The 26,529-nt window shown below is 65.7% G+C and carries 29 protein-coding genes; 19 read left to right on the top strand and 10 right to left on the bottom strand.

Going from position 1 to position 26,529, the window contains the following annotated elements; all coding sequences use genetic code 11:
• Nucleotides 1-155: 155 nt before the first annotated feature.
• From AC50YM_RS11690 to AC50YM_RS11680, 3 genes are all read left to right on the top strand, one after another.
• Nucleotides 156-887, top strand: a complete 732-nt coding sequence (locus AC50YM_RS11690; protein WP_494957116.1) for an SDR family NAD(P)-dependent oxidoreductase — start codon at nt 156-158, stop codon at nt 885-887.
• A gap of 59 nt (nt 888-946) precedes the next feature.
• A complete protein-coding gene (locus tag AC50YM_RS11685) occupies nt 947-1,507 on the top strand; it encodes a GNAT family N-acetyltransferase (protein ID WP_494957115.1) in 561 nt (186 codons plus the stop codon).
• Between the two features lie 546 nt (nt 1,508-2,053).
• Nucleotides 2,054-2,197 (top strand): hypothetical protein, encoded by a 144-nt coding sequence (locus AC50YM_RS11680; protein WP_494957114.1) that lies wholly within the window; start codon nt 2,054-2,056, stop codon nt 2,195-2,197.
• Nucleotides 2,198-2,351: 154 nt separating this feature from the next.
• Here the strand turns inward: AC50YM_RS11680 and AC50YM_RS11675 are convergent, their stop codons facing one another.
• Both AC50YM_RS11675 and AC50YM_RS11670 read right to left on the bottom strand, forming a co-directional pair.
• Nucleotides 2,352-3,011 carry a dihydrofolate reductase family protein gene (locus tag AC50YM_RS11675; RefSeq protein WP_494957113.1) on the bottom strand — a complete coding sequence of 220 codons (660 nt, stop codon included), beginning with the start codon at nt 3,009-3,011 and terminating at the stop codon, nt 2,352-2,354.
• A gap of 165 nt (nt 3,012-3,176) precedes the next feature.
• On the bottom strand, nt 3,177-3,560 hold the full coding sequence (locus AC50YM_RS11670; RefSeq protein ID WP_494957112.1) for a GMC family oxidoreductase: 384 nt from the start codon (nt 3,558-3,560) through the stop codon (nt 3,177-3,179).
• 216 nt (nt 3,561-3,776) lie between these two features.
• On the opposite strand from AC50YM_RS11670, the gene AC50YM_RS11665 reads away from it, so the two are divergent.
• The 4 genes from AC50YM_RS11665 (at nt 3,777) to AC50YM_RS11650 (ending at nt 6,197) form a co-directional block, all read left to right on the top strand.
• Nucleotides 3,777-3,989, top strand: a complete 213-nt coding sequence (locus AC50YM_RS11665; RefSeq protein WP_494957111.1) for a hypothetical protein — start codon at nt 3,777-3,779, stop codon at nt 3,987-3,989.
• Nucleotides 3,990-4,390: 401 nt separating this feature from the next.
• Nucleotides 4,391-5,077, top strand: a complete 687-nt coding sequence (locus tag AC50YM_RS11660) for an SOS response-associated peptidase (RefSeq protein ID WP_494957184.1) — start codon at nt 4,391-4,393, stop codon at nt 5,075-5,077.
• A gap of 62 nt (nt 5,078-5,139) precedes the next feature.
• Nucleotides 5,140-5,523 carry a hypothetical protein gene (locus AC50YM_RS11655; protein WP_494957110.1) on the top strand — a complete coding sequence of 128 codons (384 nt, stop codon included), beginning with the start codon at nt 5,140-5,142 and terminating at the stop codon, nt 5,521-5,523.
• Nucleotides 5,524-5,627: 104 nt separating this feature from the next.
• Nucleotides 5,628-6,197 (top strand): DapH/DapD/GlmU-related protein, encoded by a 570-nt coding sequence (locus tag AC50YM_RS11650; RefSeq protein ID WP_494957109.1) that lies wholly within the window; start codon nt 5,628-5,630, stop codon nt 6,195-6,197.
• Between the two features lie 58 nt (nt 6,198-6,255).
• On the opposite strand, the gene AC50YM_RS11645 is transcribed toward AC50YM_RS11650, so the two are convergent.
• From AC50YM_RS11645 to rfbA, 4 genes are all read right to left on the bottom strand, one after another.
• Entirely contained in the window at nt 6,256-7,011 is a 756-nt protein-coding gene (locus AC50YM_RS11645; RefSeq protein WP_494957108.1) for a DUF2182 domain-containing protein, read from the bottom strand.
• Nucleotides 7,012-7,117: 106 nt separating this feature from the next.
• Nucleotides 7,118-7,723 carry a DUF1326 domain-containing protein gene (locus AC50YM_RS11640; protein ID WP_494957107.1) on the bottom strand — a complete coding sequence of 202 codons (606 nt, stop codon included), beginning with the start codon at nt 7,721-7,723 and terminating at the stop codon, nt 7,118-7,120.
• A 369-nt stretch (nt 7,724-8,092) separates the two neighbouring features.
• The gene (locus AC50YM_RS11635; protein ID WP_494957106.1) at nt 8,093-10,336 is read right to left on the bottom strand and encodes a S9 family peptidase; all 2,244 of its coding nucleotides are present in this window, start codon (nt 10,334-10,336) and stop codon (nt 8,093-8,095) included.
• Between the two features lie 163 nt (nt 10,337-10,499).
• A complete protein-coding gene (gene rfbA, locus AC50YM_RS11630; protein WP_494957105.1) occupies nt 10,500-11,372 on the bottom strand; it encodes a glucose-1-phosphate thymidylyltransferase RfbA in 873 nt (290 codons plus the stop codon).
• Nucleotides 11,373-11,424: 52 nt separating this feature from the next.
• Between rfbA and rfbB the strand changes: the two genes are divergently transcribed.
• Nucleotides 11,425-12,426 (top strand): dTDP-glucose 4,6-dehydratase, encoded by a 1,002-nt coding sequence (gene rfbB / locus AC50YM_RS11625; RefSeq protein WP_494957104.1) that lies wholly within the window; start codon nt 11,425-11,427, stop codon nt 12,424-12,426.
• Between the two features lie 3 nt (nt 12,427-12,429).
• A complete protein-coding gene (locus AC50YM_RS11620; RefSeq protein WP_494957103.1) occupies nt 12,430-13,851 on the top strand; it encodes a sugar nucleotide-binding protein in 1,422 nt (473 codons plus the stop codon).
• Between the two features lie 57 nt (nt 13,852-13,908).
• Here AC50YM_RS11620 and AC50YM_RS11615 read toward each other — a convergent pair whose 3' ends face one another.
• Both AC50YM_RS11615 and AC50YM_RS11610 read right to left on the bottom strand, forming a co-directional pair.
• Nucleotides 13,909-14,994, bottom strand: coding sequence for an LCP family protein (locus tag AC50YM_RS11615; protein ID WP_494957102.1), 1,086 nt, complete (start codon nt 14,992-14,994; stop codon nt 13,909-13,911).
• 58 nt (nt 14,995-15,052) lie between these two features.
• Nucleotides 15,053-15,643 (bottom strand): arsenate reductase/protein-tyrosine-phosphatase family protein, encoded by a 591-nt coding sequence (locus AC50YM_RS11610; protein ID WP_494957183.1) that lies wholly within the window; start codon nt 15,641-15,643, stop codon nt 15,053-15,055.
• Between the two features lie 239 nt (nt 15,644-15,882).
• Here AC50YM_RS11610 and AC50YM_RS11605 point away from each other — a divergent pair, with 239 nt between their 5' ends.
• The 3 genes from AC50YM_RS11605 to AC50YM_RS11595 all read left to right on the top strand — a co-directional run bounded on the left by AC50YM_RS11605 (nt 15,883) and on the right by AC50YM_RS11595 (nt 19,404).
• Nucleotides 15,883-16,464 carry a hypothetical protein gene (locus tag AC50YM_RS11605; protein ID WP_494957101.1) on the top strand — a complete coding sequence of 194 codons (582 nt, stop codon included), beginning with the start codon at nt 15,883-15,885 and terminating at the stop codon, nt 16,462-16,464.
• A gap of 349 nt (nt 16,465-16,813) precedes the next feature.
• A complete protein-coding gene (locus AC50YM_RS11600) occupies nt 16,814-17,842 on the top strand; it encodes a hypothetical protein (protein ID WP_494957100.1) in 1,029 nt (342 codons plus the stop codon).
• 95 nt (nt 17,843-17,937) lie between these two features.
• Complete coding sequence (locus AC50YM_RS11595) at nt 17,938-19,404, top strand: tyrosine-protein kinase domain-containing protein (protein WP_494957099.1); 1,467 nt, start codon at nt 17,938-17,940, stop codon at nt 19,402-19,404.
• 60 nt (nt 19,405-19,464) lie between these two features.
• Here the strand turns inward: AC50YM_RS11595 and lepB are convergent, their stop codons facing one another.
• On the bottom strand, nt 19,465-20,178 hold the full coding sequence (gene lepB / locus AC50YM_RS11590) for a signal peptidase I (protein WP_494957098.1): 714 nt from the start codon (nt 20,176-20,178) through the stop codon (nt 19,465-19,467).
• Nucleotides 20,179-20,309: 131 nt separating this feature from the next.
• Between lepB and paaA the strand changes: the two genes are divergently transcribed.
• Genes paaA through galU form a run of 7 tightly spaced genes read left to right on the top strand, consistent with a single transcriptional unit; the run spans nt 20,310 to nt 26,090 of the window.
• Nucleotides 20,310-21,341 (top strand): 1,2-phenylacetyl-CoA epoxidase subunit PaaA, encoded by a 1,032-nt coding sequence (gene paaA, locus AC50YM_RS11585; protein ID WP_494893518.1) that lies wholly within the window; start codon nt 20,310-20,312, stop codon nt 21,339-21,341.
• Nucleotides 21,338-21,643, top strand: coding sequence for a 1,2-phenylacetyl-CoA epoxidase subunit PaaB (paaB, locus tag AC50YM_RS11580; protein ID WP_136321706.1), 306 nt, complete (start codon nt 21,338-21,340; stop codon nt 21,641-21,643). The genes paaA and paaB overlap by 4 nt, the downstream gene beginning before the upstream one ends.
• On the top strand, nt 21,640-22,578 hold the full coding sequence (gene paaC, locus AC50YM_RS11575) for a 1,2-phenylacetyl-CoA epoxidase subunit PaaC (protein WP_494957097.1): 939 nt from the start codon (nt 21,640-21,642) through the stop codon (nt 22,576-22,578). The genes paaB and paaC overlap by 4 nt, the downstream gene beginning before the upstream one ends.
• A 2-nt stretch (nt 22,579-22,580) precedes the next feature.
• Nucleotides 22,581-23,105, top strand: a complete 525-nt coding sequence (gene paaD / locus AC50YM_RS11570; protein WP_494957096.1) for a 1,2-phenylacetyl-CoA epoxidase subunit PaaD — start codon at nt 22,581-22,583, stop codon at nt 23,103-23,105.
• A gap of 15 nt (nt 23,106-23,120) precedes the next feature.
• Nucleotides 23,121-24,341, top strand: a complete 1,221-nt coding sequence (gene paaE / locus AC50YM_RS11565; RefSeq protein WP_494957095.1) for a 1,2-phenylacetyl-CoA epoxidase subunit PaaE — start codon at nt 23,121-23,123, stop codon at nt 24,339-24,341.
• A gap of 40 nt (nt 24,342-24,381) precedes the next feature.
• Nucleotides 24,382-25,161: an enoyl-CoA hydratase/isomerase family protein gene (locus AC50YM_RS11560; RefSeq protein WP_494957094.1), complete on the top strand. Its 780-nt coding sequence runs from the start codon at nt 24,382-24,384 to the stop codon at nt 25,159-25,161.
• Between the two features lie 38 nt (nt 25,162-25,199).
• Nucleotides 25,200-26,090, top strand: a complete 891-nt coding sequence (galU, locus tag AC50YM_RS11555; protein WP_494957093.1) for a UTP--glucose-1-phosphate uridylyltransferase GalU — start codon at nt 25,200-25,202, stop codon at nt 26,088-26,090.
• Here the strand turns inward: galU and AC50YM_RS11550 are convergent.
• Nucleotides 26,083-26,517: a VanZ family protein gene (locus AC50YM_RS11550; protein WP_494957092.1), complete on the bottom strand. Its 435-nt coding sequence runs from the start codon at nt 26,515-26,517 to the stop codon at nt 26,083-26,085. The genes galU and AC50YM_RS11550 overlap by 8 nt on opposite strands.
• Nucleotides 26,518-26,529: the final 12 nt, after the last annotated feature.

Raw genomic sequence — 26,529 nt, 5'->3', positions numbered from 1 at the left:
CCTCGGATCGGGCGGTCCGGCGGACGGGCGCCAGCCACCGGAGCCTCACCAGTAAGCATGGTGGGTTTTACTGGGTATCGTCCTGTAATGGGGCATGAGCGAATGCTTCAGGAGCGGCAGCAAGACGCGGCAGTCGCTGTAGATCGGGAGGACTGATGGCGCGAATCTTCATCACCGGCTCCACCGAGGGACTCGGACGGGCTACCGCAGGGTCCCTGCTCGACGGCGGTCATCGTGTCGTCGTGCACGCGCGCAGCGCCGGCCGCCTGGCCGCCGTGCAGGATCTCCTGGACCGCGGCGCGCTCAGCGTGGTCGGTGACCTGTCGGACCCCGGGCAAACGCGCGACGTCGCCGACCAGGTGAACCGGGCCGGTCCCATGGACGCTGTGGTCCACAACGCGGGCGTATTCTCCGGCGCGGACATCTTTCAGGTCAACGTCGCCGCCCCCTACCTTCTCACCGCCCTCATCCACCGACCGAGCCGGCTGATCTACCTCAGCAGCGGCATGCACCGCGGCGGCCGCACCGACCGCGCCGGCTTGAGCCGGAGCGGTGCGGCGCCCAGCGTGTCCTACTCCGACAGCAAGCTCTATGTCACCGCCCTCGCCTTCGCCGTCGCCCGGTTATGGCCGGACGTCCTCAGCAACGCCGTCGATCCCGGCTGGGTGCCGACGAGGATGGGCGGCCGCGCCGCCCCGGACGATCTGCGTCTCGGCCACGTCACCCAGGAATGGCTCGCCACCAGCGACGACGCCGAGGCGCGCACGAGCGGCGGCTATTGGCACCATCAGCGCCGGGCGACAGCGCACCGTGCCACTTACGACCACGGGCTGCAGGACGAACTGCTGAACGAGTTGGCCCGCATCACCGGAGAGCGCCTTACCTAACGCGCGCGGCAGCACCGGGGATGAGCGCGGGCCATGGATCGACAGGTAGCGTGGGGTCCATGACGGAACTGACCCTGCCGATCCGCACCGAACGGCTGGTGTTGCGGCGCTTCGAGGCTTCCGACCTCGAGGCCTTCTACGCATACCATTCGGTGCCCGAGACCGCCCGGTTCCTGCCCGGGGAGGCGAAGGGCTACACCAAGTCGATGGAGTCCGTGGGCAAGTACGCCAACTTTGTCTTCGAGAAAGAGGGCGACTGGATCTGCCTGGCCATCGAGGCCGCAGACTCGCCCGGACTGCTCGGCGAGGTCGTGCTGAAGTGGCTTCCGGGCTGCGGGCAGGCCGAGATCGGCTGGAGCCTCGCCCCGGAGGCCCGCGGAAAGGGCATCGCGACGGAGGCGGCCGCGGCCCTATTGAAGCTCGGATTCGAGGAACTCCACTTCCACCGGATCGACGCCAAGCTCGATGCCCTCAATACGGCCTCCGCGGCGCTGTGCGAACGCCTCGGCATGCGGCTGGAATCCACCCAGGTCGACAAGTGGCACTACAAGGGTCAGTGGGCCACGGAAGTCGTCTACGCCCTGCTCGCCGATGAGTGGAAGTCCCGCCGGCCGGCTTGAATCCACCCTTAGGACTGCACCGATTCGCCCCAAATGGCCGCTATGGCCGGTTGCTTCCACCCGCCCGGTCACCGGTTCGTCGCAGATGGCCGCTATGGGCGGTTGCTTCCACCCGCCCGGTCACCGGTTCATCGCAGATGGCCGCTATGGGAGGCTCATAGCGGCCATCTGCGACGGATGGTGACCATAGGTGGCGCCGTCGGTGCTGCGCCGGCCGGTGAACAGCCTTCCGATGGGCGCAGCTGCCTGCACTGATATGCAGAAGCTTTCAATGAACCCGAAATGGGTATTTCCCATCGCGCAATGCCGGCCCTACCGTTGAAGCAGCACCACATGTGATGCCGGACACACCGAAGGCGGCCTGTTTAGGACAGCAGCCGAACACGGACCGTGCCCGGCGGATTACGCCTCGGCGGCTGGACCGCCGCAGACGTCACGAGCAGCGACCACGTCGGACTGCTCCTCAAATGCATCTCACCCGCCCCAGCTGCCCGAGCCGTCTTCCTTGGGGGAAGTCGGTCCGGGCCCCCTTTTGAAGGACACATCATGACAGCAGCCAGCCACAACGACCTCGTAGATCACACCACATCGCAAGCGCCGGAGGTTCGCTCGACGGCGCTGGTCCATACCGCGTGGGCCGGTTGGTACTACGAAGGGTCCGCCACGGAAGTTGCGCTCGCCGCCGCGTAGAAATTCCGCCGCCGAGAGACCCGCTCCCGGCATCCGGGTCACGACGATGTGACGGAAGCGACCACGACTTCAGCGAATTGACGCACCTACCCCACGGGGCCAATCAGCGGCAGGATCTCGAGGTCGCCCGCGGAGTCCGAGCCTCCAAGCCGGCCTACCGGGCCGTGCGGCGAGTGAAGATCAGATGGATAACACCGAATTGAGAAGTGGTCGCTTCGATTTCAAAGCGTTGTTCGAGTCCTTCGAGTCCATCCCAGAGCCGTTCGCCCCTGCCCAGGACGATCGGCACGAGGACGATGTGCATGTGGTCGATCAGGTCAGCCTCGAGGAACTGTCGAACCGTGCTGACGCCGCCACCGATCCGGACGTCGAGGTCGCCGGCCAGGGCGCGTGCCTGCTTGAGCGCGGAGACGGGGTCGGCGTCAACGAAATGGAAGGTTGTTCCGCCTTCCATCTCGAGTACCGGCCGGGGATGGTGTGTCAGAACAACGACAGGGGTGTGGAAGACAGGGTTATCGCCCCACCATCCCTTCCATTCCTCGTCCTCCCAGGGACCGCGTTGAGGGCCGAACTTGTTGCGCCCCATGATCTCCACGCCGATCCCGGGCCCCCACTTGCTGGCGAACGCCTCGTCGACGCCGAAGGATCCCTCGGACTCCCCGGGGATGCCCATCTCGCGGAAGGTGCGCGTCTCGATGGCCCACTCCACGAGCCGTGAGCCTGCGTGACCGAACGGGGCATCGAGTTGCTGGCCCTCACCGGTGCCGAAGCCGTCGAGCGAGACCGAGAAGTTATGCACGCGGACGAGGGACATGTCATCTCCTGAAGTGCTGGTCGTTCGCCTCACTTTAGGGTGATCGAACCCAACGGCTCAAGACCAACGATGAAAGAATCAAGCCGCGGTGCACTCGGAACCGCGTAGCGGATGCCCCATCAATGCGGCGCTCGACCAGGTACGCTGTCGGGCTCGAGCACGCGCCTAGTCGCCACGGCGGATGAAACCCGCGATGAGTTCCCCGATGAGGACCGCTGTCGCGGCCGGACCGCGGGTCGGGGTCGTCGGCAGGATCGACGTGTCCGCCACGCGAAGCCCCTGGACTCCATGCACGCGGCCGTACTGGTCCACCACACTCGAAGGATCCTCGGCGGGTCCAAACTTCGCGCTGCCGCAGAGGTGGATGGCGGTTCCGAGGTGGAGCCGCATCCACTCGTCGAGGCGGGCATCGTCGTCGAGCGTCGGCGCACGCCGAAGGATGTCAGCGAACCGCGTACGACGGCGGGTGCTACTTGGTGCCCTCTGCTCGCCTGACCCCGGCCGGCGCCTCGTCAGGGGATCGTATTTGAGATGCCGGGGAGGGGGCACAATCGATTGCGGGCCGCGTTGCCTCTGACTGTGCCGGGCGGTGTTTTGTCAGATAACGATGCAAAAAACTCGGAGGGACAGCGATGCTGTAGTCGCAGTCGTTGGAGCAGCGGACATTTGAACCTGAAGGGTGCAGGCAGCTCCGGTGGGGGAGGGATTACGCGGGTGTACCAACAATGTCTTGCAAGTCGGCTGAAGCAGTTCCAGCATTGGGATATGGACGCCCGGTCCAGGGCCCGAGACCTCCTCGCAACGAGCGAGCTGTCCTTCGAGAGGATTTGGCTCTTTTATTTTAGCGCCGGCGGTAACGCCGGGCCCTTTGAGCTGGAAGCCTTCATCTACGGGGTTGTTGACATGCTTGACCCGATCGACCTGATGTTGCTCGAGTGCGCACTCACTGATGCGCTCCCGCCTGACGTCGCGGTCTGACTCCCTCAGATTCGACGACATCAGGGCGCGGGATAGGGCCGATGAGGGAATCGGGGCGGCAGGAATGCCACTCCTGCGTCCTCCACCCATATCCGAGGGCCGGCAGCGCGCAGTACCCCCACCCGGCTACTCAAGCAGTACCCCCACCTGGCTACTCAAACAGGAAAGCCCCTCGACGGAGGGGCTTTCGCGGATGAAACATTGAGTTGGTGGTGTTGGTCAGCGGTGATGTGCGCCCCCTTCCCGGACGTCGTGTCCGTTTGCCTGTATTCGATACAGCAAGACTGTAATAAATGATCCGCGCATCGTCCAGCCGCGGTACGGCGTGTCTTGCAGCACCCGGGTTGGCCCGCGTTGAATGCGCCTTGGGGCACAATGAATTCATGTGCGGCAGATACGTGATGTCGAAGGCCACCGGGGATCTCCTCAGCCACTTCGAAGCCAAGGAAGTCGAGGGCAGCCCGCCGCCGCCCAGCTGGAACGTTGCCCCCACCCAGGATGTGCCTATCATCGCCGAGAGGCTGCACGACGACGGAAGGGACCGCCGGCTGCTGATCGCCCGCTGGGGTCTGGTTCCGTCCTGGGCCAAGGACATCAAGATCGGCGCGAGGCTGATCAACGCCCGCAGCGAGTCGATCCTAGACAAGCCGTCGTTCCGCAGGGCCGCCTTCAAACGCCGGGCTCTGGTCCCGGCGGAGGGTTATTACGAGTGGCAGAAGACCGGTGACGGGAAGAAGATCCCGAATTACCTCTATTCCGAAAAGGATGATGTGCTGGCCTTTGCCGGGTTGTATGAGTTCTGGCCGGACCCGTCCCTTCCCGAGGATGACCCGCACCGGTGGCTGCTCAGCTGCACCGTTCTAACGACGACGGCGCATGATTCCCTGGGCCACGTCCATGACCGGGCTCCCGTCATCATTCCGCCGAGTATGTATGCCCAGTGGCTGGACCCGGACACGACGGACAAGGAAAAGGTGCAGAAGATGCTCGATGCCATCCCTGAACCGGTGCTGACGCCCCGGGTGGTCACCGACCGGGTCAACAGCGTGCGCAACAACGGCCCGGAACTCATTGAGCCGGCCACCTGATGGGTGGGGACGATTCGAATGCTGTGAAGTTCCGGACTTATATGCCACCGCGGTACCGTGCTGTGCTGGCCGCCGTCGGCGTTGTAGCGGTTTTGATCCTGCTGGTTAGTGGCTCTTGGCCCTGGCTGGCGGTGCCCCTGGCGGCGGTTTTCGTCGCAGCCACCATGATGAGCACCCTAGTTCGGCTGGATAAGACCGTCCTGTCGATCCGCGTGGCCGGCCTCTTCTCGACCACCATCCCCTATAGCGACATATCCGCCGTGTCCGCCGGGCGTGCCACAGGATTTGTTCAGGGTATGGGTTTGCGCATTCTTCCCGGTGGAGTCACCGGATACCTCGTTGGTGGCCCATCCGTGCGCATCCAGTGCGGAAATACCCCAGTGCTCGTCTCGTGCGCTGACACCCAGTACCTGGTCACACAGATTGGCACCCGCATGCCACGATGAAGACCGCGGGCGGAGCAGCGGGGAGAGGATTATCGCGGGAGGCCTTCGCACTAAAGACCCAGTCTTGTGCCAAGCCCCCGACCGAGCTTGATAGAAAAGACACCATGGAACTCGACGATCTCCTTGAGGCACTGAATGCCGGCGATACCATCACCGGGGACTCGCCCGTGCATGAGGTCATGCGCCGGGTCAGCCAGGATGCCCTGCGCCTTACCGGCGAACTCAACAGCGGATATCAGGAACCGGCGCGGATACGGGAGCTGTTGGCCCAGCTCACCGGCAAGCCGGTTGACGAATCCGTGACGGTTTTCCCGCCCTTCTACTCCGACTTCGGGAAGAACATCACCCTCGGGAAGCGGATTTTCATCAATTCCGGCTGCAAGTTTCAGGACCACGGCGGTGTCGTCGTAGGGGACGACTGTCTGATCGGGCACAACACGGTGATTGCCACACTCAACCACGACCTGGCACCGAGCCGCCGCGCGGACATGCACCCGGCCCCTGTCGTCATCGGCCGCAACGTATGGATCGGATCTAACGCCACCATTCTGCCGGGCGTGACTATTGGTGATGATGCCGTCGTGGCGGCTGCCTCCGTGGTCACGAAGGACGTGCCCGCAAAGTCCATTGTTGTGGGCTTGCCTGCACGAGTAGTGCGCTCACTGGCCAACTGAGCCGCCGCTGGTGGATCATCGGCAGGATCTCAAGGCCAACCGCAAGCTCCGAGCCGCATTAGGTGAAGTTCAGGAAGTTCGACGTCGACTGCCGTTGGGCCGCCGGTCCCTGTCCTGCAAAAGCGGCTCCGGCCGGACCAGTAGCCGACGCCTGCATCCCTGACGACATGTACAACCCGGGCAGGAGAGCGGGATTTGCTGGAACGAAGAAGGCGAAGATGATCAGCGCCGCCCCGACGAGCCTGCTCAGCGCGCGCCCGTGGCTCCAGGTCTTTTCCAGCAGCACGACGGCCGCGATGACCGCCATCCACCCCAGATTCATCACGCCCACGGCCGTCAGCACCACCATCAGTCCCCAGCAGCACCCGATGCAGTACAGGCCGTGGTACAGGCCGACGCGAAGGTCACGCAGCGGGCCTTTGTAGCCTGCGACATGGAGCAGGAAGGCCACCGGCGAGCGGCAGTGGCGCAGGCAGAAGTCCTTGAGCGGGGTCAGCTGGTAGATGCCGGCGGCGGCCACAACCCCGGCGCCCACCCAGGGGGCGGCTTCGGGCGCCCGCATGGCCAGCTCGGCGGCCAGCACGGCCGTTGCAAACGCGATTGCGCCGAACGCGGACCAGGCCAACAGGTACCCGATCACCAGCGCACCGGTGCGTGCCGCCCGGCCCAGGGCGCTCCTTGTCGCACGGATGGACCGGAGGTAGACGGCGGTCAGCGGCGCCAGGGATGGCAGCATCATGGCCGCCATCATCAGCGTCCAGGCCGAGAGGAACCCGGCGAGGCCGAACCCCATCGTCCCGGGTCCCGGCGGCATATCCCCGAACTCCAGGATGGTAAAATACCACGCGATGACCGCGCACCCAAGCAGCACCAGCAGTGCAGCGTGGCTGCGGATCCGTACGTGGGCCTGCCCCGGCAATTCAGGCCGACCAGGCGAACGGCGCCGAGAAGGAATTCTTTCCGGCGTTGTCCCAGGCCAGCCCGAAAACACCCACGGTGGACGTGACGGCGCGCCCGGCCGCCAGCGTGTCGGCGGGGAAACCGACTCCGCTGACCTTCACCCCGGCGCCGGTGGCATCAAACGGAGAGACGAAGTCCTCCACCGCCATCTCGACGGCCCCACCAATCCGGACACTGTGCCCGCGGCCCTCGTCGGCGTAGGTGAATCCGTGGGACTCCATGCCCAGCATTTCCCCGATCAGCGGAGCCAGACCCTCCATCGGCCCGCCCAGCTGCCCGCCAAACACCTTCCCAAGCGCGTCCGCCTGTTCCGGCGAAGCCGCCGCGTCCATCAGGACCCCGACTCTCCACCCGCCCTCGCTCATCACCGCAGGCGTGTCGGCCACCACGCAGACGTTCAGGCCGCCGACGTCGACGCCGTTAACCTCGCCGCGGCTGACGTGGAAGGCCAGCGCGACGTTGCAGCGGTCATTGTCCGCGGGCAACGTCTGGCCGGAGGTCGTACAGGGGCAGACCATATCGCAATTGCAGTTTTCGAAGTACGTGCCTTCGATTTGCCATGTCATTTGAGGCTCCCTTGGAAACCCCCCACGCTCACAGTTTCCCTCCGGCCAAAGTCGGCGTCAACAACAAGAATTCGATGCAGGCTCCACCGGTCGGCGGGCAGCGATTCCGCCCCGTTCCCGGAGGGTCTCGAGCGTCCCGGACCCGCCGATCCGACGAAAATGGCCGCTATGCGGGGTCCCATTGCGGCCATCTGTGACGGATGGGCGAGCCGGTGACGTTGGCGGATGGCCCATAGCGGCCAGCTGCGGCGAATCGGTGAGCGGCCGGTCGCGCCCCCCCGCGTCGGCCCATCCGCTGCTCCGTAACCGCCCTTATCCGGGCTCAAAAGGGCGGCTACGGAGCAATCGATGGGGGGTGGGAGGTGGGGGTTACTTGACCCCGGCCCCTGGCAGCAGCTCAGTCGCGCCCAGGGAATCGGCGACGAAGGCGTAGTCCCAGGCGCGTTCCTTCCACTGCACGTAGCGGCCGGAGGCGCCGCCGTGGCCGCCCTCCATCTCGATCTTCATCACTATCGGCTCGCTGCCGGTGTTGAGTTCGCGCAGCCGCTGCACCCACTTGGCGGGCTCCACGTAGAGCACCCGGGTGTCATTAAACGAGGTGACCGCCGCGATCTTCGGGTATGCCACCGCGCGGACGTTCTCGTACGGTGTGTAGGACTTCATGTACTCGTACACGGCGCGGTCGGTGATCGGGTTGCCCCATTCCTCCCACTCCAGCGCGGAGAGCGGCAGTTCCGGATCCAGGATGGTGGTCAGGGCGTCCACGAACGGGACGGCCGCCACGATCGCCGCGTACTTCTCCGGCGCCAGGTTCGCCACCGCGCCCATCAGAAGGCCGCCGGCCGAGCCGCCCATCGCCGCGATCCGGGCCGGGTTCACCCAGCCGGACTGCGCCAGCCAGTCGGTGGCCGCGATGAAGTCGGTGAAGGTGTTCTTCTTCTGCAGCTTCTTGCCGGTGTCGTACCAGTGCCGGCCCAGTTCCCCGCCGCCGCGGATGTGGGCGATCACAAACACGATGCCGCGGTCCAGCAGCGAGAGCCGGGGGATCCCGAAGCTGGGATCCATGCTGAGCTCGTAGGAGCCGTAGCCGTATACCAGCCCGGCCGCCGTCGAGTCCCGCGCAATGGAGGCGTGCCGCAGCACGGAGAGCGGAATCCGCGTCCCGTCGGAAGCCGCCGCCCACTCCCGGGTCGCGACATAGTCAGCGGACGAGTAGCCGCCCAGCACCGGGCTTTCCTTGCGCAGCAGCAGCTCGCCGGCGGGCTGCTCAGCGGTGGGCAGGACAAAGTCGTAGACCCGCGACGGCGTAAAATAGGACGTGTAGCCCATCCGGATCACGGGGGCCTCGTAGTCGGACCCGGCCACCCCCGCGGTGTAGAGCTCCTCCTCGAAGGCGGGCTCCACCGGCGCGCCCTGCTCCGGCGTGCCCAGCCCGGCCAGCGGCAGGATCTGCACCCGCTCGATTGTGTCCTTGCGGATCGAGACCACCAGGTGCGTCGAGGTGACCCCGGCGCCGTTGACGCGCACCTGGTCGGAATGCTCGACGACGGTCGTCCAGTGCTGCTCGGCGACCGGCTTGGCGAGCTCCGCCGGGTCCACCAGCGAGACCATCGAGTTGATCGCGTCCCTGTTGTGGGTCAGCAGGATCGCCTCGGCCTGCGTCCCGGACGCGTCGGTGAGCAGGAACGGCTCCGCCTCGTAGAGGATCCGCTCGTCCCGGGAGATCACGGTGCGCAGTCCGGCGTCGAGCGCGTCGAAGCGCAGCAGCCGGGTCTCGCTGAATTCCGAGCAGCCGATGCCCAGCACCAGGTGGCGCCGGTCGGCGGAGAGCTCGAAGCCCAGCCACATGGCAACGTCGTCCTCCTGGTAGATGACCTCGTCACCGGCGACGGGCGTGCCGAGCACGTGGGCCTTCACCTGGTAGGGCCGCCAGGAGTCGTCTACCACGGTGTAGAAGATCCGCGTGCCGTCGGGGGAGAAGGAGATGCCGTAGAAGACGTTCTCGATCACGTCGGGGAGGAGGTCCCCGGTCCGCAGGTCCTTGATCCGCAGGGTGAACCGCTCGTCGCCGGAGTTGTCCACGGCGTAGGCGTAGAGGTTCCCGTCGATCGTCACGGCGGAGCCGCCGACGGCGAAGAACGGCTTGCCCTCGGCCTCGACGTTCCCGTCCAGCAGGATCTCCTCTCCCGGAATCTCGACGCCGACCTCGACGGCGGGAGGCGTCCAGTCGGCGACGCGGTCCCCGGTGTCCTCGGCCCGGACGCGGCACTGGATGCCGTACTCCTTGCCCTCCACCGAGCGGGTGTAGTACCACCAGCCGTCCTTGCGGTTGGGCACGGAGAGGTCCGTCTCCTGGGTGCGGCCCTTGATTTCCTGGAAGATGGCCTCACGCAGCGGCTCCTGGTGCGCGGTCACGGCCTCTTGGTAGGCGTTCTCGGCCTTGAGCAGCTCCACAACCTCGGCGGATTCCTTGTTCCGCAGCCACTCGTAGTTGTCCTCGAAGGCGTCACCATGGTGGGTGCGGAGGGCGGGGATTTTCTTGGCAACGGGTGCGGTCACGGCGGAATTTTCCACGGCGGTGGAAGGGCCACCCGTGGCGGGAGTCTCAGTCATGCTCCCCAATATATAGAGCCAACAAGCGCGTGGCGCCCACTTTCGCCACGGGGGTATTCGCCCGCCCGGCAGACCGCGCCCGACGGCGGCGCAGCTGCCTCGCAGATACGGCCCGACGGCGGCGCAGCTGCCTCGCAGATACGGCCCGACGGCGGGACCGGCGCTACGTGGGCCCGTCTGCCAGGAGTCCGAGCAGGTAGGTCCCGTAGCCGCTTTTCACGAGCGGCTCGGCCCTGGCCCGCAGCTCGTCGTCACTGAGGAATCCCAGCCGCCACGAAATTTCCTCCGGCGCGCCGATGATCAGTCCCTGCCGTTTCTGGACAGTCCGGACGAAGTTGGATGCGTCATTGAGATCGTCGAACGTGCCGGTGTCCAGCCAGGCAGTTCCGCGGGGGAGGACTTCGACGTGAAGCCTGTCGAGGCCAAGGTATGCCTTGTTGACGTCGGTGATTTCCAGCTCGCCGCGGGGGGACGGTTTCAGTTCGCGGGCGATCTCCACCACGTCGTTATCGTAGAAGTACAGTCCGGGAACCGCGTAGTTGCTCTTGGGCTGCGCAGGCTTTTCTTCCAGGGACAGCACACGCCCGGAATCGTCGAACTCCACGACGCCGTAGGCCCCGGGATCCTGCACCCAGTAGCCAAACACCGATCCGCCGTCGACGTCCGCGTACTTGCCGAGCTGGGTGCCCATGCCGGGCCCGTAAAAAATGTTGTCGCCGAGGACGAGGGCCACCGAATCCTGGCCGACGTGTTCCTGGCCCAGAATGAAGGCCTGGGCGAGCCCATCCGGTGATGGCTGGACCTTGTAGGTGATGCTGACCCCAAATTGCGAGCCGTCACCCAGCAGCCGGTGGAACGGGTCCGCGTCATGCGGGGCCGTGATAATCAGGATGTCCCGAATTCCGGCCAGGATGAGCGTGGACAGCGGGTAGTAGATCATCGGTTTGTCGTAGACCGGGACCAGTTGCTTGCTGATGCCAAAGGTAATCGGATGCAGCCGTGAACCGGTTCCCCCGGCCAGAATGATTCCACGCATGGGCACATCTTTTAGGTTTCTCGGAGCAAGCGCAACGGGTAGGGTCTGTGTCATGCAGCGAGTACTCGTCACAGGTGGCGCAGGTTTCATCGGCGCCAACTTCGTCCACCACGTTCTCGAGAACACCGGGGACCACCACATCACGGTGCTGGACAAACTCACCTACGCCGGCAATCTAAAGTCGCTGGCCGGGCTTCCGGAAGAGCGCTTCGCGTTCGTGCAGGGCGATATCTGCGACGCCGGTCTGGTGGACGGTCTCGTGGCTGACGCCGACGTTGTGGTTCATTACGCCGCGGAGTCGCACAATGACAATTCCCTGCACGATCCGCGGCCGTTCCTGGACACGAACATCATCGGCACGTTCACGCTGATTGAGGCGGCCCGGAAGCACGGGAAACGGTTCCACCACATCTCCACGGACGAGGTCTACGGCGACCTGGAGCTGGACGATCCGGAACGCTTCACGGAGGACACCCAGTACAACCCGTCCAGCCCGTACTCGTCGACGAAGGCCGGGTCGGATCTGCTGGTCCGGGCGTGGGTGCGGTCCTTCGGGCTGCAGGCGACGATCAGCAACTGCTCGAATAACTACGGCCCGTACCAGCACGTGGAGAAGTTCATTCCGCGCCAGATCACCAACGTGATCGACGGGATCCGCCCCAAGCTTTACGGCAAGGGCGAGAACGTCCGGGACTGGATCCACGCCAACGACCACTCCTCCGCCGTCCTGGCGATCATCGCGAAGGGCCGGATCGGCGAGACGTACCTGATCGGCGCCGACGGGGAAAAGAACAACAAGGACGTCGTCGAGCTGATCCTCAAGCACCTCGGCGAGTCCCCGGACGCCTACGACCACGTGGTGGACCGGCCCGGCCATGACCTGCGCTACGCGATCGACTCCACCAAGCTCCGCACCGAGCTGGGCTGGGAGCCGCGGTTCTCCAACTTCGACGCCGGCCTCGAGGACACCATTGCGTGGTACCGGGAGAACGAGGCCTGGTGGCGGCCGCAGAAGGCCGCCACCGAAGCGAAGTACACCGAACAGGGCCAGTAGATTATGCCGATCGAGTTCTCGAAAAAGCTCACCGCCCACAACACCCCGATCCCCGGCGTTGTTCTCTACGACCTGCCGGTCCATGGCGATAACCGGGGCTGGTTCAAGGAGAACTGGCAGCGGGAGAAGATGCTGGCGGCGGGCCTGCCGGACTTCCGGCCGGTGCAGAACAACATCTCGTTCAACGAAAAGGCCGGCACCACCCGCGGGATCCACGCCGAACCGTGGGACAAGTTCATCTCCGTCGCCACCGGCCGGATCTTCGGGGCCTGGGTGGACCTGCGCGAGGGCCCGTCCTTCGGTGCGGTGTTCACCGCCGAACTCGACGCCAGCCAGGCGATCTTCATCCCTCGCGGGGTGGGGAACGCCTTCCAGACCCTGGAAGACAACACCGCCTACACCTACCTGGTCAACGACCACTGGTCCGCCGACGCCCAGGGCCAGTACACCTTCCTGAACCTCGCCGATGAGACCGCCGCGATCGCCTGGCCGATCCCGCTGGGCCAGGCCGAACTCTCCGACAAGGACAAGAACCACCCCCGGCTCGCGGACGTGACCCCGATGCCACCGAAGAAAACCCTCGTTGTGGGCGCGGACGGCCAGCTCGGCAAGGCCCTGCGGGACCTGTTCGACGGCGACCCGTCCGTCGAGTTCGCCGGCCGGGCGGAGTTCGACCTCGGCACCGAGGAGGCGTTCGCCGCGCGGAACTGGAAGAACTACGCCACCATCATCAACGCCGCCGCTTACACCGCGGTGGATGCCGCCGAAACCCCCGAAGGCCGCACGGCGGCCTGGGCCATCAACGTCACGGCCGTCGCCCGGCTCGCCCGGACTGCCGTCGACCATGACCTGACCCTCGTGCACGTCTCCTCGGACTACGTCTTTGACGGCACCGCCCAGACGCACCCCGAGGACGAGCCCTTCTCCCCGCTGGGCGTCTACGGCCAGACCAAAGCCGCCGGCGACGCCGTCGTTTCCGTGGTGCCCCGGCACTACATCGTGCGCACCAGTTGGGTCATCGGCGAGGGCAACAACTTCGTCCGCACCATGGCCTCCCTCGCGAGGCGCGGGATCGAACCGTCCGTGGTCAACGACCAGATCGGCCGGCTCAGCTTCACCCAGGACATCGCAGCCGGAATCCGCCACCTGCTCGAGTCCGGTGCAGCGTACGGCACCTACAACCTGAGCAACGACGGCGAACCCCAGTCCTGGGCCGACATCGCCGCGGACGTCTACGAACTCTCCGGCACCCCGCGGGACGCCGTGACCGGCGTCAGCACCGAGGACTACTTCAAGGGCATGGCGGCAGCGCCGCGGCCGCTCAACAGCGTGCTGCCCCTGCAGAAGATCCAGGCTGCCGGGTTCCAGCCCAGGCACACGAAGGAAGCCCTCGCGGACTACGTCGCAGAACATCTGGCTGACTAAACCACCCGGCGGGCCAACGCGGCAGCACCTGGCGCAGCCCCGCCCGGCGCCTGCAAGTCAGTTGCCGTTCTGCAGTCCGTTCGCGGCGACGTAGTCGGCCAGCGTCCCGGAGGACAGCGCCGCGGACACGGCGGCGGTGGCGGCGGGGTTCTGCCAGATTACCGACTGGCCGGTCCTGGTGGTCCCGACGCCGGCAGTGGGGAGCGTGAAGAACACGCCGTTCCCGGATACCGTGCTGCGCAAGCTGAAGGCCAGCCGTTCCAACGTCTCCACCGTCAGCCCAGGGTCCACCGTGACGTGCGGGAGGACGGTCGCCACCAGCTGCTTCACGGTGTTGCGGTCCGACAGCCCGCCCTCGGCCGCCATCTTGGCCATGACGGCCTTGAGGAAGGTCTGCTGGTTCCGCACCCGCTGGTAATCGCCGTCGGCGAAGGCCTTGCGCTCCCGGACAAAGGCCAGGGCCTGCGCGCCGTTGAGCCGGTTCACCCCGGCCGGATAGTACACGTGGTCGTCGATCGTGCCCTGAAAGGGCGTCTTGACGTCGACGTCTACCCCGCCGAGGGCATCGGTCATGGCAGCGAAGCCCTGGAAGTCCAGCATCACCGTGTGGTCGATGTGCTGGCCCAGCAGGACCTCGACGGTCTGCGTCATGAGCGGCACCCCGCCGAGCTCGAGCCCGGCATTGACCTTGGACCCGCCAACGCCGGGGATGTCCACCCACAGGTCACGCATGATCGAGATGCCGTAGACGCTCTGGCGGTCGGCCGGGAGATGGAGGAAGACGAGGGCGTCCCCGCGCTGGTCGGAGGTTCCGCCGGATGCCGCGACCGCGCGGTCGTTCACGCGGCTGTCGCTGCCGATCAGCAGGATGTTCAGCGCGGTGGGCGGCGGATCCGGCGTCGGCGTTGGAGTAGGTGTGGGCTCCGGGGTGGTGGGCGGATTTGTCTCCGGCGCCGGGGCGGAGGTCTCCACCGGGGCGGCGGTTTCAGTGCCCGGCCGGTTCAGCAGGAGCGCTGCGACGACCGCGGCGAGGACCACCAGCCCGGCGATGACGGCGATGACAATTGTGCGACGGCGGTTCATTCCGCCCGGTGCCGCGGCTGAGCCTGCGGCTGGTCCTGCTGGTTCCGGCGACGTTCCCATGGCCGGACACTACCACCGGCATCCCCTAAATGATGCTTGCGGCACAGGGATAAAAAAGTCAGCTGTGCTGGCGGGCGAACCGCAGGATGGTGAGGATGGCCGGCGCGAGCTCGTCCTCCATCTGGTGGTACAGCTCCGGCCCGCGCCGGTACGGGTCCACCACGTCGTTATCCGAGGCGTCGGGGGCCAGCGCCAGGTGCCGGACGGAGGCCGCGCGGGCCGGCAGTTCACGCCAAAACGTAGGAAGGTCGACGGCGGCGGTCGGCGTGTCGCGCTGTTCCAGGACCTCAAGCATCCGGGCGAATTCGCGGATCGTGAAGGTGCGCTTCAGCAGGGAGGCGTCCATCTGCATCACGGCGCCGCGGTGCTTGGCGGTCATCGCCAGCACCAGATCGGACTCCCGGAGGATCTTGGGCGTCAGCTGGCGGGCCGCGAAGCCGTCCGGGGTCCCGCCGTAGGTCCTGATTATGTCCGCGGAGAGCGGCTGGATCGGATCTCCCACCATGGCGTGCGTTCCGGCGCTGCGCACTTCAAAGGCTCCGGGCTGCACCTGGTCCAGGCCGGCCCGCAGCAGGCGTTCGGCGGCCGGCGAGCGGCAGATGTTGCCGGTGCAGACCGTCAGGATCCGGACGGGGTAGGGCGTTTCCAAGGTTTGTCCAACTTCCATGAGCGAGGCTCGTGCCGCGGCGTGGTTTCCGAGTCTAGCCGCGCCTAGCTCGGCCAGACCGAATCGAGGAGATAGGGCCGAGTTCTGTCGTTCTTGAAAATAAAGCATCTTGATATTGAAGATTCATGCTTTTCTGCGTACAGTCGTCCAGGGATGCCGAAACGCTCGGCAGGAGCTTGCCCGACTGGGGGTTCTCCGCAGCATTAGAACTTGGGGTAGAAATGTCGGAGATCAAGAGCCTGGCCGCACCGAAAGCCAGTTTCGACCGCCGCACCGTCGTGAAGACCGCCGCGTGGAGCGTGCCTGTTATCGCGGCCGCCATCGCAGCGCCGGCCGCTGCTGCTTCGCATCACACGCCGACTCTGACCGCTGCACTTTCCGCAGGTGCTGGCAGTTACGCAAAGCACGGCCAAGAACAAGCGACTGGCCAGAGGCGTTTTGGAACGACTGCCTCGGCCCTGATTATCGGAAATTTTGCGGGCACCACCGCCATCGACGGGACTGTTTCGTTCACGTTCACGCCTGTGTCCGGCCAGGTGCTCGACATGGCAGTGGGCGTCTACACGTTCCCCAACGGATCCCAAACTGCACAGAGTCTGAACGCAACTACGAAAGTTTCCTCGGCTTCGTACGATTTCTCAGTCAAGCCGGTAAATGGACTTTTGAATCTCCCCATCGCCCTGTACCACGATGCATCGAGATCGGGCCCGGAACGGAAGTTCAAGATGACGGCATCCCTCAAAATTCAAGGTCAGCCGGTGACGGTTGAGAACCTCACTCTTATCGTGGACTTAGCCAAATAGAGCGCTTGATAGCCCGCCGGACACTCTGTGGCCTTGCCTACCCGCTGGTGATCTAGTATTAAGGGTCAACTTCCGGAGATAACGCTTGGAGCGCCATGTCGGTAAATGTGAGACGTCGACGGCGTCGGATAGTAGATGACGGAAGTTTCGGAAGGCCAGCAGACACGGTTGAACGAAGTTGAGGGGCTCAACTGAACTCAACATCGATGTGCTGGGCACCAGCTTCAGCGTTCAGTGGGGTCTCGGTGTCACTCCTGCCCAGCGGCTAGCAACGGCCCGAGCTTGGCGACGATGCCTCACCGATGTGCCGGGCTCCCATACACGCGAAGCGGCGCCTGGGGCTTCAAACATGCCCTTCACTGCATCCCTCTACTTCGATTCGACGCTTCCCGACGCCGGCGTGAGGCACCTTAGTTCGGATACGTTTGAGGGTTTGGCCGAAGCCGTGACGTCGCAAGTCACTATTTCCGCCATCCTGGAACGTGCCGGGGAGATGACGATGCTCCATGCTTGTGGCGTCGCGGATCCCGAAGGTGCTGTCATAGCCCTGGTGGCAAAATCGGGTACCGGCAAGACCACTGCATCGTCACACCTTGCCCGGGCCTTTGGCTACGTCACTGACGAAACCGTCGCGATACGGGCCGATGGAACCGTCGTGCCCTACCCGAAGCCGCTGTCCATAAAGCAGGCGACCCCTGGTGCCGCTAAACTCCAAGTAGGCCCGGACGATCTGGGACTACTGGACGCGCCTTCGAATCCCCGTATCAGAGCCATCGCGCTGCTGGATAGAGTATCCGGCGCGGCCTACCGGTCACCTGTTATCGAGCCGGTTGCTTTGGTGGAGGCCGTGTTGGCGCTTATTCCTGACACCTCCTCCCAGGCGGCCGTGGCTCGGCCGCTGCAATCTCTTTGCCGGCTGATCGACAGCGTGGGCGGCGTGTTCCGGGTCAGCTATTCGGAAGCGGTTGACCTGACGGACATTTTGGCGCCGCTCTTTCTCACCAGTCCGATGGAGACGTTGGGAGCCACTAAGGAATGGTCGCCCGCCCTGACTGAGCCGGAGTCCGATATGGCCGCCGGGCAATACGACCAGGCCATCGAAAAGTCACCAGAAGCGTTACCTGCCGGCTGGCTGCAGCGGACCGGCGCCGTCGACGCTGTGGAGATCGGCGAGGACCTGCTGGTCCTGACGGAAACCGAACTCACCAAACTCAGCGGCATCGGACCCATCATCTGGAGGTCAGCCCAGCAGCCGGTCTCCATGCAGACTTTGACGGCCCGGATCGAGGCCGAGCATGGGCTGCCCGAGGGCTACGAAGCGATGCTCGGCGCGGCCATTGACGGTCTCATCAGTCAGGGACTGCTCCTGCGCGGTTAGCGCCGTAGATATGTGCACATCAACGCGGTCGCCGTACCGTACAGTAAATTTTCGTGTGGGTCGTTGGGGCCAGGCACGGGGGAGAGGACCTTAGCGTGACTGGTTTTGAAGCGGCCGAAGACAACGGTCAGACTGCGGCGGGACTTGCGCTGGAGGACTACCTGCGCATCGCCCGGGCACGCTGGAAGGGCATCCTGGCGTTCACGCTTGCGCTGACCGTGCTCGCCTTCTGCTGGACCCTCCTGCAACCGAAGATCTACGCAGCACAGTCGAGTGGGATCGTTGTGGCGGGCGGCTCGGACAACCTCAGCCTCTCGCTTATGAGCGAGAACCTGGCTCAGACCAAGGCCGCTAAGTACGAGTCCGTCGCCAAGTCCCGCCTCGTGGCCGAACGCGTCGTCACGGCACTGGGTCTCACCACTTCGCCAGACGCCCTTCTTGGTTCGGTCACCGTGACGGTGCCGAAGGAAAGTGCCCAGCTTGCCGTCACTGCCACCTCCACTAACCCCGAAATGGCCCAGAAGGTCGCGGATGCCTGGGTCACGGGTCTGGCCGAGCAGGTCAAGGAGTTGGAAAGCATCCAAGCGGTGGAAGGCTCGGATGTCGTCCCCGTTCCGGTCATCCGCGTGGTCCCGTTGGGCGAAGCCACACTGCCGACAGCTCCCACGTCCCCGAACGTGAAGTTGTCGCTGGCCATCGGAGCTCTCGCGGGACTGGCCCTCGGCCTCGCTTACGCCCTGATTCGCCACCGCCTGGACCGCCGGCTCCGCAGCGCGACCGCAATCGAGCGCCGCTTCGGCGTGCCGGTGCTCGGCACCCTCCCGGTGGACCACCGCCTGGACGGGAAAAGCACCGTGCTGGACGACGGGTTCAGCCCGGTCGCCTCAGGCGAAGGATCGCATGCGATCACCGAGGCCCTGCGGGAACTCCGGACAAATCTTCAGTACGTCGACGTCGACAATCCGCCGCGGATAATCGTGGTCACCAGTTCCGTCCCAGCCGAGGGCAAGTCCACAGTGACGGCCAACCTGGCGGTGACCATGGCTGCGGCCGGCGAGAACGTTGTCGTGGTCGACGGCGATCTTCGCCGCCCCACCCTTGTGGACGTCTTCAACCTGGTCCCCGGAGTCGGCGTCACGGACGTCCTGAGTGGCCACGCCGAGCTCGAGGACGTGCTGCAGGAATGGAGCGCGATGCCCAACCTGCGTGTGCTCGGATCCGGCCGCATCCCGCCGAACCCCAGCGAGCTGCTGGGATCGCAGGCCATGAAGACTCTGCTTAAAACGCTCGCCCAGGACGCCATTGTGCTGGTCGACGCGCCGCCCTTGCTGCCCGTCACGGACGCTGCCGTCCTCACCCGTATTGCCGATGGAGCGATCGTTGTCATCAGGTCCGGGAAGACCACCGATGAAGAGCTTGGGAAGTCTCTCGGCAACCTGGGGCGGGTCAATGGCAACGTCCTGGGCACGATCCTCAACCGCGTGCCCACCACCGGTGCAGGGTCCTACCGGTACTACACCGCTTATCAGTCCCGTGAACAGGAGCCGCAGCCTGTGCGGTAGACCTGAAGATATCCCCTCGGAGTTCAGACGCTCCGGGGGGATTCTTCGTCTCAGGAGAAGTCAGCCCACTCCGCCAACACGGTTCAGCGGCCAGAACCTGCCCGCCACCTGGCCGACGACGGCCGAGGACGGGATCGTCCGGACGCAGTCCCCTGCCACGTCAGCCATGCTCCGGCAGGCAATGACGGAGTCCACCGAGTTGGACCGGTGATCGCCCAGCACCACCAGTTCACCCTCGGGGACCGTAAACGACGGAATACACCGCAGGGACTGCGGACTGTTCTGGCAGTCGAGGACGCCTGCCTCAAACGGCAGATCCTCGAAAATATAGGGTTCGTCCAGGGGCTGGCCGTCGATCCGCAGCTTGCCATCGTCCCCGCAGCAGCTGATGGTTTGGCCGCCGGTGGCAACCACCCGCTTCACCAGGAACCGATCGTTCGAGGGTCCGATCCCGGTCACGTCGCCGAAGGAACGGACCACCCCGGCCACCCCGCCGGCGCGCGGCACGGCAGTTTCCGCCTGCCAGCTCTCCGGCCGGGTGAACACCACGATGTCCCCGCCGCGGGGCGCCGAGCCGGTGTAGGCCAGCCGGTTCACCAGGATCCTGTCGCCGCCGTCCGAAGAACCCTGCAGCGTCGGCTCCATCGATCCCGACGGGATGCGGTACGCCTTGACCAGGAACCCCTGGACCAGGGACACGGCCACCAGGGCGATGAGCATGTTCCGGGCCACGGAGGCCCAGAGGGGAAGCTTCTTGCCGCGGCCGATAATCACCAGTTCAAGCTATCACCGGCCACCCGCGCCCCAGCGCCGCAATCGGCCCCGGTGCTTGACGCATCTCCCGCCTTCCGCATATCCTGAACGAACGGTCGGTAATTATTTATCGGAAATGCATAGGAGCAACCATGGCAGCGCAGACCCTGCAGTCAGTGCCCGGAGAGCCAACAGCGGCACGGCACGAACAGAGCCTCGAAGATGCGGCCCGGCGTGACGCTGAAGGCCAGGCATACTTCGACAAAGTCATGGCGGATGACTCGCGGATCGAACCCCGCGACTGGATGCCCCCGGCATACCGCAAGACCCTGCTGCGCCAGGTCTCACAGCACGCGCACTCGGAGATCATCGGCATGCAGCCGGAAGCCAACTGGATCTCCCGCGCCCCCAGCCTTAAGCGCAAGGCCATCCTGATGGCCAAGGTTCAGGATGAGGCGGGCCACGGCCTGTACCTCTACTCCGCCGCCGAAACACTCGGCCAGCCGCGGGACCAGATGAACCAGGACCTGATGGACGGCAAGGCCAAGTACTCGTCCATCTTTAACTACCCCGCCCGTACCTGGGCCGACATGGGCGCCATCGGCTGGATGGTCGACGGCGCCGCTATCGCCAACCAGGTGCCGCTCTGCCGTGCCTCCTTCGGCCCCTACGGCCGCGCCATGGTCCGCGTCTGCAAGGAAGAATCCTTCCACCAGCGCCAGGGCTTTGAGATTCTGCTGGAACTCTCGCACGGCACGCCCGAGCAGAAGCAGATGGCCCAGGACGCGGTGAACCGCTGGTACGCCCCGGCCCTGATGATGTTCGGCCCGCCGGATGACGACTCGCCCAACTCCAAGCAGTCCATGGCCTGGAACATCAAGCGCTTCAGCAACGACGAACTGCGCAACCGCTTCGTCGGAATGATGATGGAGCAGGTCAAGGTCCTGGAGCTCACCCTTCCGGACAAGGACATCCGCTTCAACGAAGAGACCAAGAAATGGGAGCACGGCCCGCTGGACTGGGATGAATTCCACGAAGTCCTCGCCGGCCGCGGCCCCTGCAACGCCCAGCGCCTGGAACGGCGCCGCGAAGCACACAACAATGGCACCTGGGTCCGCGAAGCCGCCGCCGCCTACGCGGAAAAGCAGAGCCGCAAGCTAGCAGAAAAGGAATCCGCAGCATGACCACCCCCGAACCGCACGCAGGAAACGTCTGGCCCATCTGGGAAGTTTTCGTCCGCTCAAGCCGCGGCCTTTCCCACGTCCACGCCGGATCCCTGCACGCGCCGGACGCCGCCATGGCCCTGCGCAACGCCCGTGACCTCTACACCCGCCGCAATGAAGGTGTGTCCATCTGGGTTGTCCCGGCCGACGCCATCGCCTCCAGCGACCCGGACTCCAAGGGCGCGTTCTTCGAGTCGCCCCAGGGCAAGGACTACCGGCACGCCACGTACTACACCAAGAGCGAGGGCGTGAAGCACCTGTGAGCACTTCACCTGAAACTGCGGCGGCCGCGGCTCCCGCAGCGGAAGCGTCCGGCCACGGGGACCTCTCCGTCGGCGTTAAGGCTGCCAGCGGCAGCGGCGAGGCCACGGCCAGCGCTACCCGCATCACCCCCGGCAACGCGCTCCGCCCGGAGGACATCGCCCTGGCCGTCCGCACCGGCACCGCGAAGCCGAGCGAGGACGTGGCCGAGTTCGCCCTGCGCCTGGGCGATGACGCCCTCATCCTCGCGCAGCGCCTCGGCCACTGGATCTCCCGCGCCCCGGAGCTCGAGGAGGACATCGCCCTCGGCAACATCGCCCTGGACCAGCTGGGCCACGCCCGTTCCTTCCTGAGCTACGCCGGCGGACTCGACGGCCGGAGCGAGGATGACCTCGCCTACTTCCGCCGGGAGAACGACTTCCGTTCGGTCCAGATCTTCGAAATCCCGAACGGCGACTTTGCGGTCACCATCGCCCGCCAGTTCGTCGTCAGCTACTACCAGTTCGAGCTTTACCGCCGGCTGGTGGAGTCCACCGACGCCACCCTGGCCGGCATCGCCGCCAAGGCCGTCAAGGAAGTGGATTACCACCGCGACCACAGCGCCCAGTGGGTGCTGCGCCTGGCCCAGGGTACGGATGAGTCCCGCGAGAAGATGATCCACGGCTTCAAGGTCATCTGGCCCTACGTCGACGAGCTCTTCCGCGACGACGAACTCACCGCCCGCCTCGCCGCGGCCGGTGCCGCCGTCGAGCCGTCCAGCCTGCGCGCCGACTTCGACCGGCTCACCGGCGAGGTCCTCGCCGAGGCCGAACTCGACGTGCCCACGGTCCAGCCCGCCCCCGGCGGCGGACGCAAGGGACTGCACTCCGAACACCTCGGTTACATCCTCGCCGAAATGCAGGTGCTCGCCCGCGAGTACCCCGGAGCAAGCTGGTAACCATGCCTGACATGGACACCAAAACGGCCGAGCAGAAGGCCTGGGACATCGCGGCCACGGTCTGCGACCCGGAAATCCCCGTCCTCACGGTTGCGGACCTGGGGATCCTCCGGAACGTCCAGTTGTTCGACGACGGCGGGCCCGTGCCCGCCGTCCAGGTCACCATCACGCCGACCTACTCCGGCTGCCCCGCGATGGACGCCATCCGTGACGACCTCACCACGGCGTTCCACGACGCAGGCTACCCCCACGTCCGGGTTGAGCTGGTGCTGTCCCCGGCCTGGACCACGGACTGGATGACCGAATCCGGCAAGGCCAAGCTGCAGGAGTACGGCATCGCCCCGCCCTCCGGCCACTCGGCAGCGGTGCGGCACGCCGGGCCCATCCGGCTGTCCCTCGCCGTCAAATGCCCGCAGTGTTCATCGCTGAACACCAAGGAACTCACCCGCTTCGGTTCCACCTCCTGCAAGGCGCTGTACGTCTGCCAGGACTGCAAGGAACCGTTCGACTACTTCAAAGTTTTGTAAGGAACAGGTGCTCCCATGACTGTTGTCCGCCAGACCGCCGCTGAAACGGCTGCAGCCACCGGCCGCCGACGCGCGTCCTTCCACCCGCTGACCGTGGACGAAGTCCGCCGGCTCACCGACGACGCGATCGAGGTCACCTTCGGTGTCCCGGCCGAGCTCGCCGGCCAGTTCGACTACCTCCCCGGCCAGTACGTCGCCCTGCGCACCACGCTGCCGGACGAGAACGGCGAGCTGAAGGAAATCCGGCGCAGCTACTCGATCTGCGCCGAACCGCGCAGCTTCGCGGACGGCAGCAGCGAGATCCGGGTCGCGGTCAAGAAGGACCTGGGCGGGCTGTTCTCCACCTGGGCGAACGCCGAGCTCAAGGCCGGCGACGTCCTGGACGTGATGAGCCCGATGGGCGCGTTCGTGTCCAAGCACGGCCGCGACGGCAAAGAGCAGAACCTGATGAACTCGATGAACCATCCGGAGGAGCTCGCGGGGGAGCCCGGCTCGTTCGTCGCGATCGCCGCCGGTTCCGGCATCACCCCCGTCATCGCGATCGCCCGCACGCTGCTCGCGGCTCACCCGGAAACCCGCTTCGACCTGGTCTACGCCAACAAGGCCGCCATGGACGTGATGTTCCTCGAGGAGCTCGCGGACCTGAAGGACAAGTACCCGGCCCGGCTCGCCCTGCACCACGTGCTTTCCCGCGAACAGCGGATCGCGCCGCTGCTCAGCGGCCGGATCGACGCCGAGAAGCTGCAGGCCCTGCTGGGCACCGCCATCCACGCCGACGACGTCGACGAATGGTTCCTGTGCGGCCCGTTCGAGCTGGTCCAGCTCTGCCGGGACACCCTGGCCGAGCGCGGCGTCAACCCGGACCACATCCGCTTCGAACTCTTCACCACCGGCAAGCCGGACCGCCCCGAGGGCAACGCCGGCCGCCCGGTGATTGTGGACGAGTCCCAGGCCACCTACAAGATCACCTTCAAGCTCGACGGGCTGCAGGGCGAGGTGGCCAGCCCCACGCACGCCCGCGAATCGATCCTGAACGCGGCCCTGCGGGTCCGCCCGGACGTGCCGTTCGCGTGTGCCGGCGGCGTCTGCGGAACCTGCCGCGCCAAGGTGGTCACCGGTGCCGTCACCATGGACGAGAACTACGCGCTGGAGCAGGACGAACTGGACAAGGGCTACGTGCTCACCTGCCAGTCCCACCCCACGACGCCGGAAGTCACCGTCGACTTCGACGTCTAGCAGCCCATCCCCCGCTTCCCGCCCCGACCTCAGGAGCCCCATGATTTCCTTCTCCATCGCCGACGGCGTCGCCGAGATCGTCCTTGACGCCCCGCACAAGCTCAACTCGTTGGACGGGCAGGCGCTCAAGGATTTAACCCAGGCGTACGACGACGCCGCTGCCGCCGCTGAGCGCGGCGAGGTGCGGGCGCTGCTGCTCCGGGGGGAGGGCCGTGCCTTCTGCGCGGGCCGGGACATCGCCGGCGTGACACCGGAAACCGACGACGTCCAGGCCTACCTGGCCGGGCTGCTGCAGCCGCTGCTCAAGAAGATGACGGCCTTCCCGGCCCCCACCTTCGCCGCCGCGCAGGGCGCCTGCCTGGGCGTGGGGCTGGGGCTGCTGCTGGCCACGGACGTGGTCTACGTGGCGGAGAACGCCAAGTTCGGCTCCCCGTTCGCGAATCTGGGCGCCACCCTCGACTCCGGCGGCCACTGGTACTTCACCGAACGCCTCGGCATGCACCGCACGCTGGACCTGATCTACACCGCCGAACTCATGTCCGGCGCGGACGCGGTGGCCCAGGGCATGTTCAGTCGGGCCATGCCAGCGGCCGACCTGCTGGAAAACACCCGCGCCATCGTGGCCAGGGCAGCCACCGGCGCCACCAGCGCGTTCAACGCCAGCAAGGAACTCGTCGCGCACATCCGGGACCAGCGCCTCGGCCTCTGGGAATCCATGGAAGAGGAGAACGCCGAGCAGGCCCGGCTCTGCAAGACCGAGGACTACTCCGAGGGCTTCCGCGCCTTCCAGGAAAAGCGCAAGCCCGTTTTCAAGGGCTAGCCATTCTCATTTTGAGGTAGCGCTTGTATGGTTCCCCTATGACTTTGGGGAAACCGGTAACTAAAGCTGTCATTCCGGCCGCCGGACTGGGAACACGGTTCCTGCCCGCCACCAAGGCGATGCCCAAGGAAATGCTCCCGGTGGTGGACCAGCCGGCCATCCAGTACGTGGTCGAGGAAGCTGTCCGCGCCGGCCTGACCGATCTGCTGATGATCACCGGTCGGCAGAAGCGCGCGCTCGAGGACCACTTCGACCGTGAGCCCAGCCTGGAACGCGCCCTGGAACTCAAAGGCGATTTTGAGAAGCTGGAAGCCGTCCAGCGTGCGTCCGCCCTGGGGCCGCTCTATTACGTCCGCCAGGGCGACCCCAAGGGGCTGGGACACGCCGTACTGTGCGCCCGCCAGCACGTGGGCGACGAGCCTTTCGCGGTTCTGCTGGGCGATGATCTGATCGACGAGCGTGACGAACTGCTGAGCACCATGATCGAGGTGCAGGCCCGGACGGGAGGCTCCGTCATCGCCCTGATCGAAGTGGACGCGTTCGAGATCAGCGCCTACGGCTGTGCCGACGTGTCACCCGTCGACGGCGAAGGCCATGTGCGCGTCAACCGGCTGGTGGAAAAACCCTCCACCGCTGACGCGCCCTCCAACCTGGCCGTCATCGGACGTTACGTGCTCCACCCCGCGGTCTTCGATGTCCTGGAGGAAACCGAGCCCGGCCGAGGCGGAGAAATCCAGCTCACTGACGCCCTGCAGACTCTCGCCACCTCGGACGGCGAGGGCGGCGGCGTGTACGGAGTGGTATTCAAGGGCCGCCGCTATGACACCGGCGACAAGCTCAGCTACCTGAAAGCGGTCATCTCGATCGCCTCGGAGCGGGTGGAATTCGGCGAGGAGCTCAAGGCCTGGATGAAAGCTTTCGTCAGCTAGCCCTGGTGCCGCTCTGAGGGCGGATAAACAGTGCAACGAGCAGTGAGCCCAGGGAGGCTCCAAGAGCGTTCGTGGCAAGGTCCAGCGGGCTGGGGAAGCGGCTGTGAAGAAAGAGCAGCTGGCCCAACTCCATGCAGCCGGAAACTAATAAGCCTAGGGCGCCGATCCGCCACCAAGGTTTCTCTGGGAAGGCCATTGCCCCCACGACGCCTAGCGGAACAAAGAGGGCCACATTGGCGGAGGCTTCAATGAACCCGTAGCCAATCCACGCCGGAAAACCGAGGGTGTGGATAAAAAAGATGAATCCGGCAACCTGTCCCCGCACTGGCTGGTCCACTGGGCTGGGCCAGAACCCAACCAGCGCCAGGAACGCCAGGAACCCTGCCAGGATGATGCGCCATATCCGCGGCGTGGCTGTGGCCCTCATGTGTTCCTTAGG

This window comes from Pseudarthrobacter sp. RHLT1-30-1 (assembly GCF_059383415.1).
The sequence above is the reverse complement of the archived record's forward strand: the minus strand, read 5'-3'. Positions and strand labels throughout refer to the sequence as shown.

Coding starts and splice junctions, on each gene's coding strand:
- AC50YM_RS11690 (WP_494957116.1), top strand. CDS start 156: ATGGCGCGAATCTTCATCACCGGCTCCACCGAGGGACTCGGACGGGCT.
- AC50YM_RS11685 (WP_494957115.1), top strand. CDS start 947: ATGACGGAACTGACCCTGCCGATCCGCACCGAACGGCTGGTGTTGCGG.
- AC50YM_RS11680 (WP_494957114.1), top strand. CDS start 2,054: ATGACAGCAGCCAGCCACAACGACCTCGTAGATCACACCACATCGCAA.
- AC50YM_RS11675 (WP_494957113.1), bottom strand. CDS start 3,011: ATGTCCCTCGTCCGCGTGCATAACTTCTCGGTCTCGCTCGACGGCTTC.
- AC50YM_RS11665 (WP_494957111.1), top strand. CDS start 3,777: ATGGACGCCCGGTCCAGGGCCCGAGACCTCCTCGCAACGAGCGAGCTG.
- AC50YM_RS11660 (WP_494957184.1), top strand. CDS start 4,391: ATGTCGAAGGCCACCGGGGATCTCCTCAGCCACTTCGAAGCCAAGGAA.
- AC50YM_RS11650 (WP_494957109.1), top strand. CDS start 5,628: ATGGAACTCGACGATCTCCTTGAGGCACTGAATGCCGGCGATACCATC.
- AC50YM_RS11645 (WP_494957108.1), bottom strand. CDS start 7,011: ATGCCGCCGGGACCCGGGACGATGGGGTTCGGCCTCGCCGGGTTCCTC.
- AC50YM_RS11640 (WP_494957107.1), bottom strand. CDS start 7,723: ATGACATGGCAAATCGAAGGCACGTACTTCGAAAACTGCAATTGCGAT.
- AC50YM_RS11635 (WP_494957106.1), bottom strand. CDS start 10,336: ATGACTGAGACTCCCGCCACGGGTGGCCCTTCCACCGCCGTGGAAAAT.
- rfbA (WP_494957105.1), bottom strand. CDS start 11,372: ATGCGTGGAATCATTCTGGCCGGGGGAACCGGTTCACGGCTGCATCCG.
- rfbB (WP_494957104.1), top strand. CDS start 11,425: ATGCAGCGAGTACTCGTCACAGGTGGCGCAGGTTTCATCGGCGCCAAC.
- AC50YM_RS11620 (WP_494957103.1), top strand. CDS start 12,430: ATGCCGATCGAGTTCTCGAAAAAGCTCACCGCCCACAACACCCCGATC.
- AC50YM_RS11615 (WP_494957102.1), bottom strand. CDS start 14,994: ATGGGAACGTCGCCGGAACCAGCAGGACCAGCCGCAGGCTCAGCCGCG.
- AC50YM_RS11605 (WP_494957101.1), top strand. CDS start 15,883: ATGTCGGAGATCAAGAGCCTGGCCGCACCGAAAGCCAGTTTCGACCGC.
- AC50YM_RS11600 (WP_494957100.1), top strand. CDS start 16,814: ATGCCCTTCACTGCATCCCTCTACTTCGATTCGACGCTTCCCGACGCC.
- paaA (WP_494893518.1), top strand. CDS start 20,310: ATGGCAGCGCAGACCCTGCAGTCAGTGCCCGGAGAGCCAACAGCGGCA.
- paaB (WP_136321706.1), top strand. CDS start 21,338: ATGACCACCCCCGAACCGCACGCAGGAAACGTCTGGCCCATCTGGGAA.
- paaD (WP_494957096.1), top strand. CDS start 22,581: ATGCCTGACATGGACACCAAAACGGCCGAGCAGAAGGCCTGGGACATC.
- paaE (WP_494957095.1), top strand. CDS start 23,121: ATGACTGTTGTCCGCCAGACCGCCGCTGAAACGGCTGCAGCCACCGGC.
- AC50YM_RS11560 (WP_494957094.1), top strand. CDS start 24,382: ATGATTTCCTTCTCCATCGCCGACGGCGTCGCCGAGATCGTCCTTGAC.
- galU (WP_494957093.1), top strand. CDS start 25,200: ATGACTTTGGGGAAACCGGTAACTAAAGCTGTCATTCCGGCCGCCGGA.
- AC50YM_RS11550 (WP_494957092.1), bottom strand. CDS start 26,517: ATGAGGGCCACAGCCACGCCGCGGATATGGCGCATCATCCTGGCAGGG.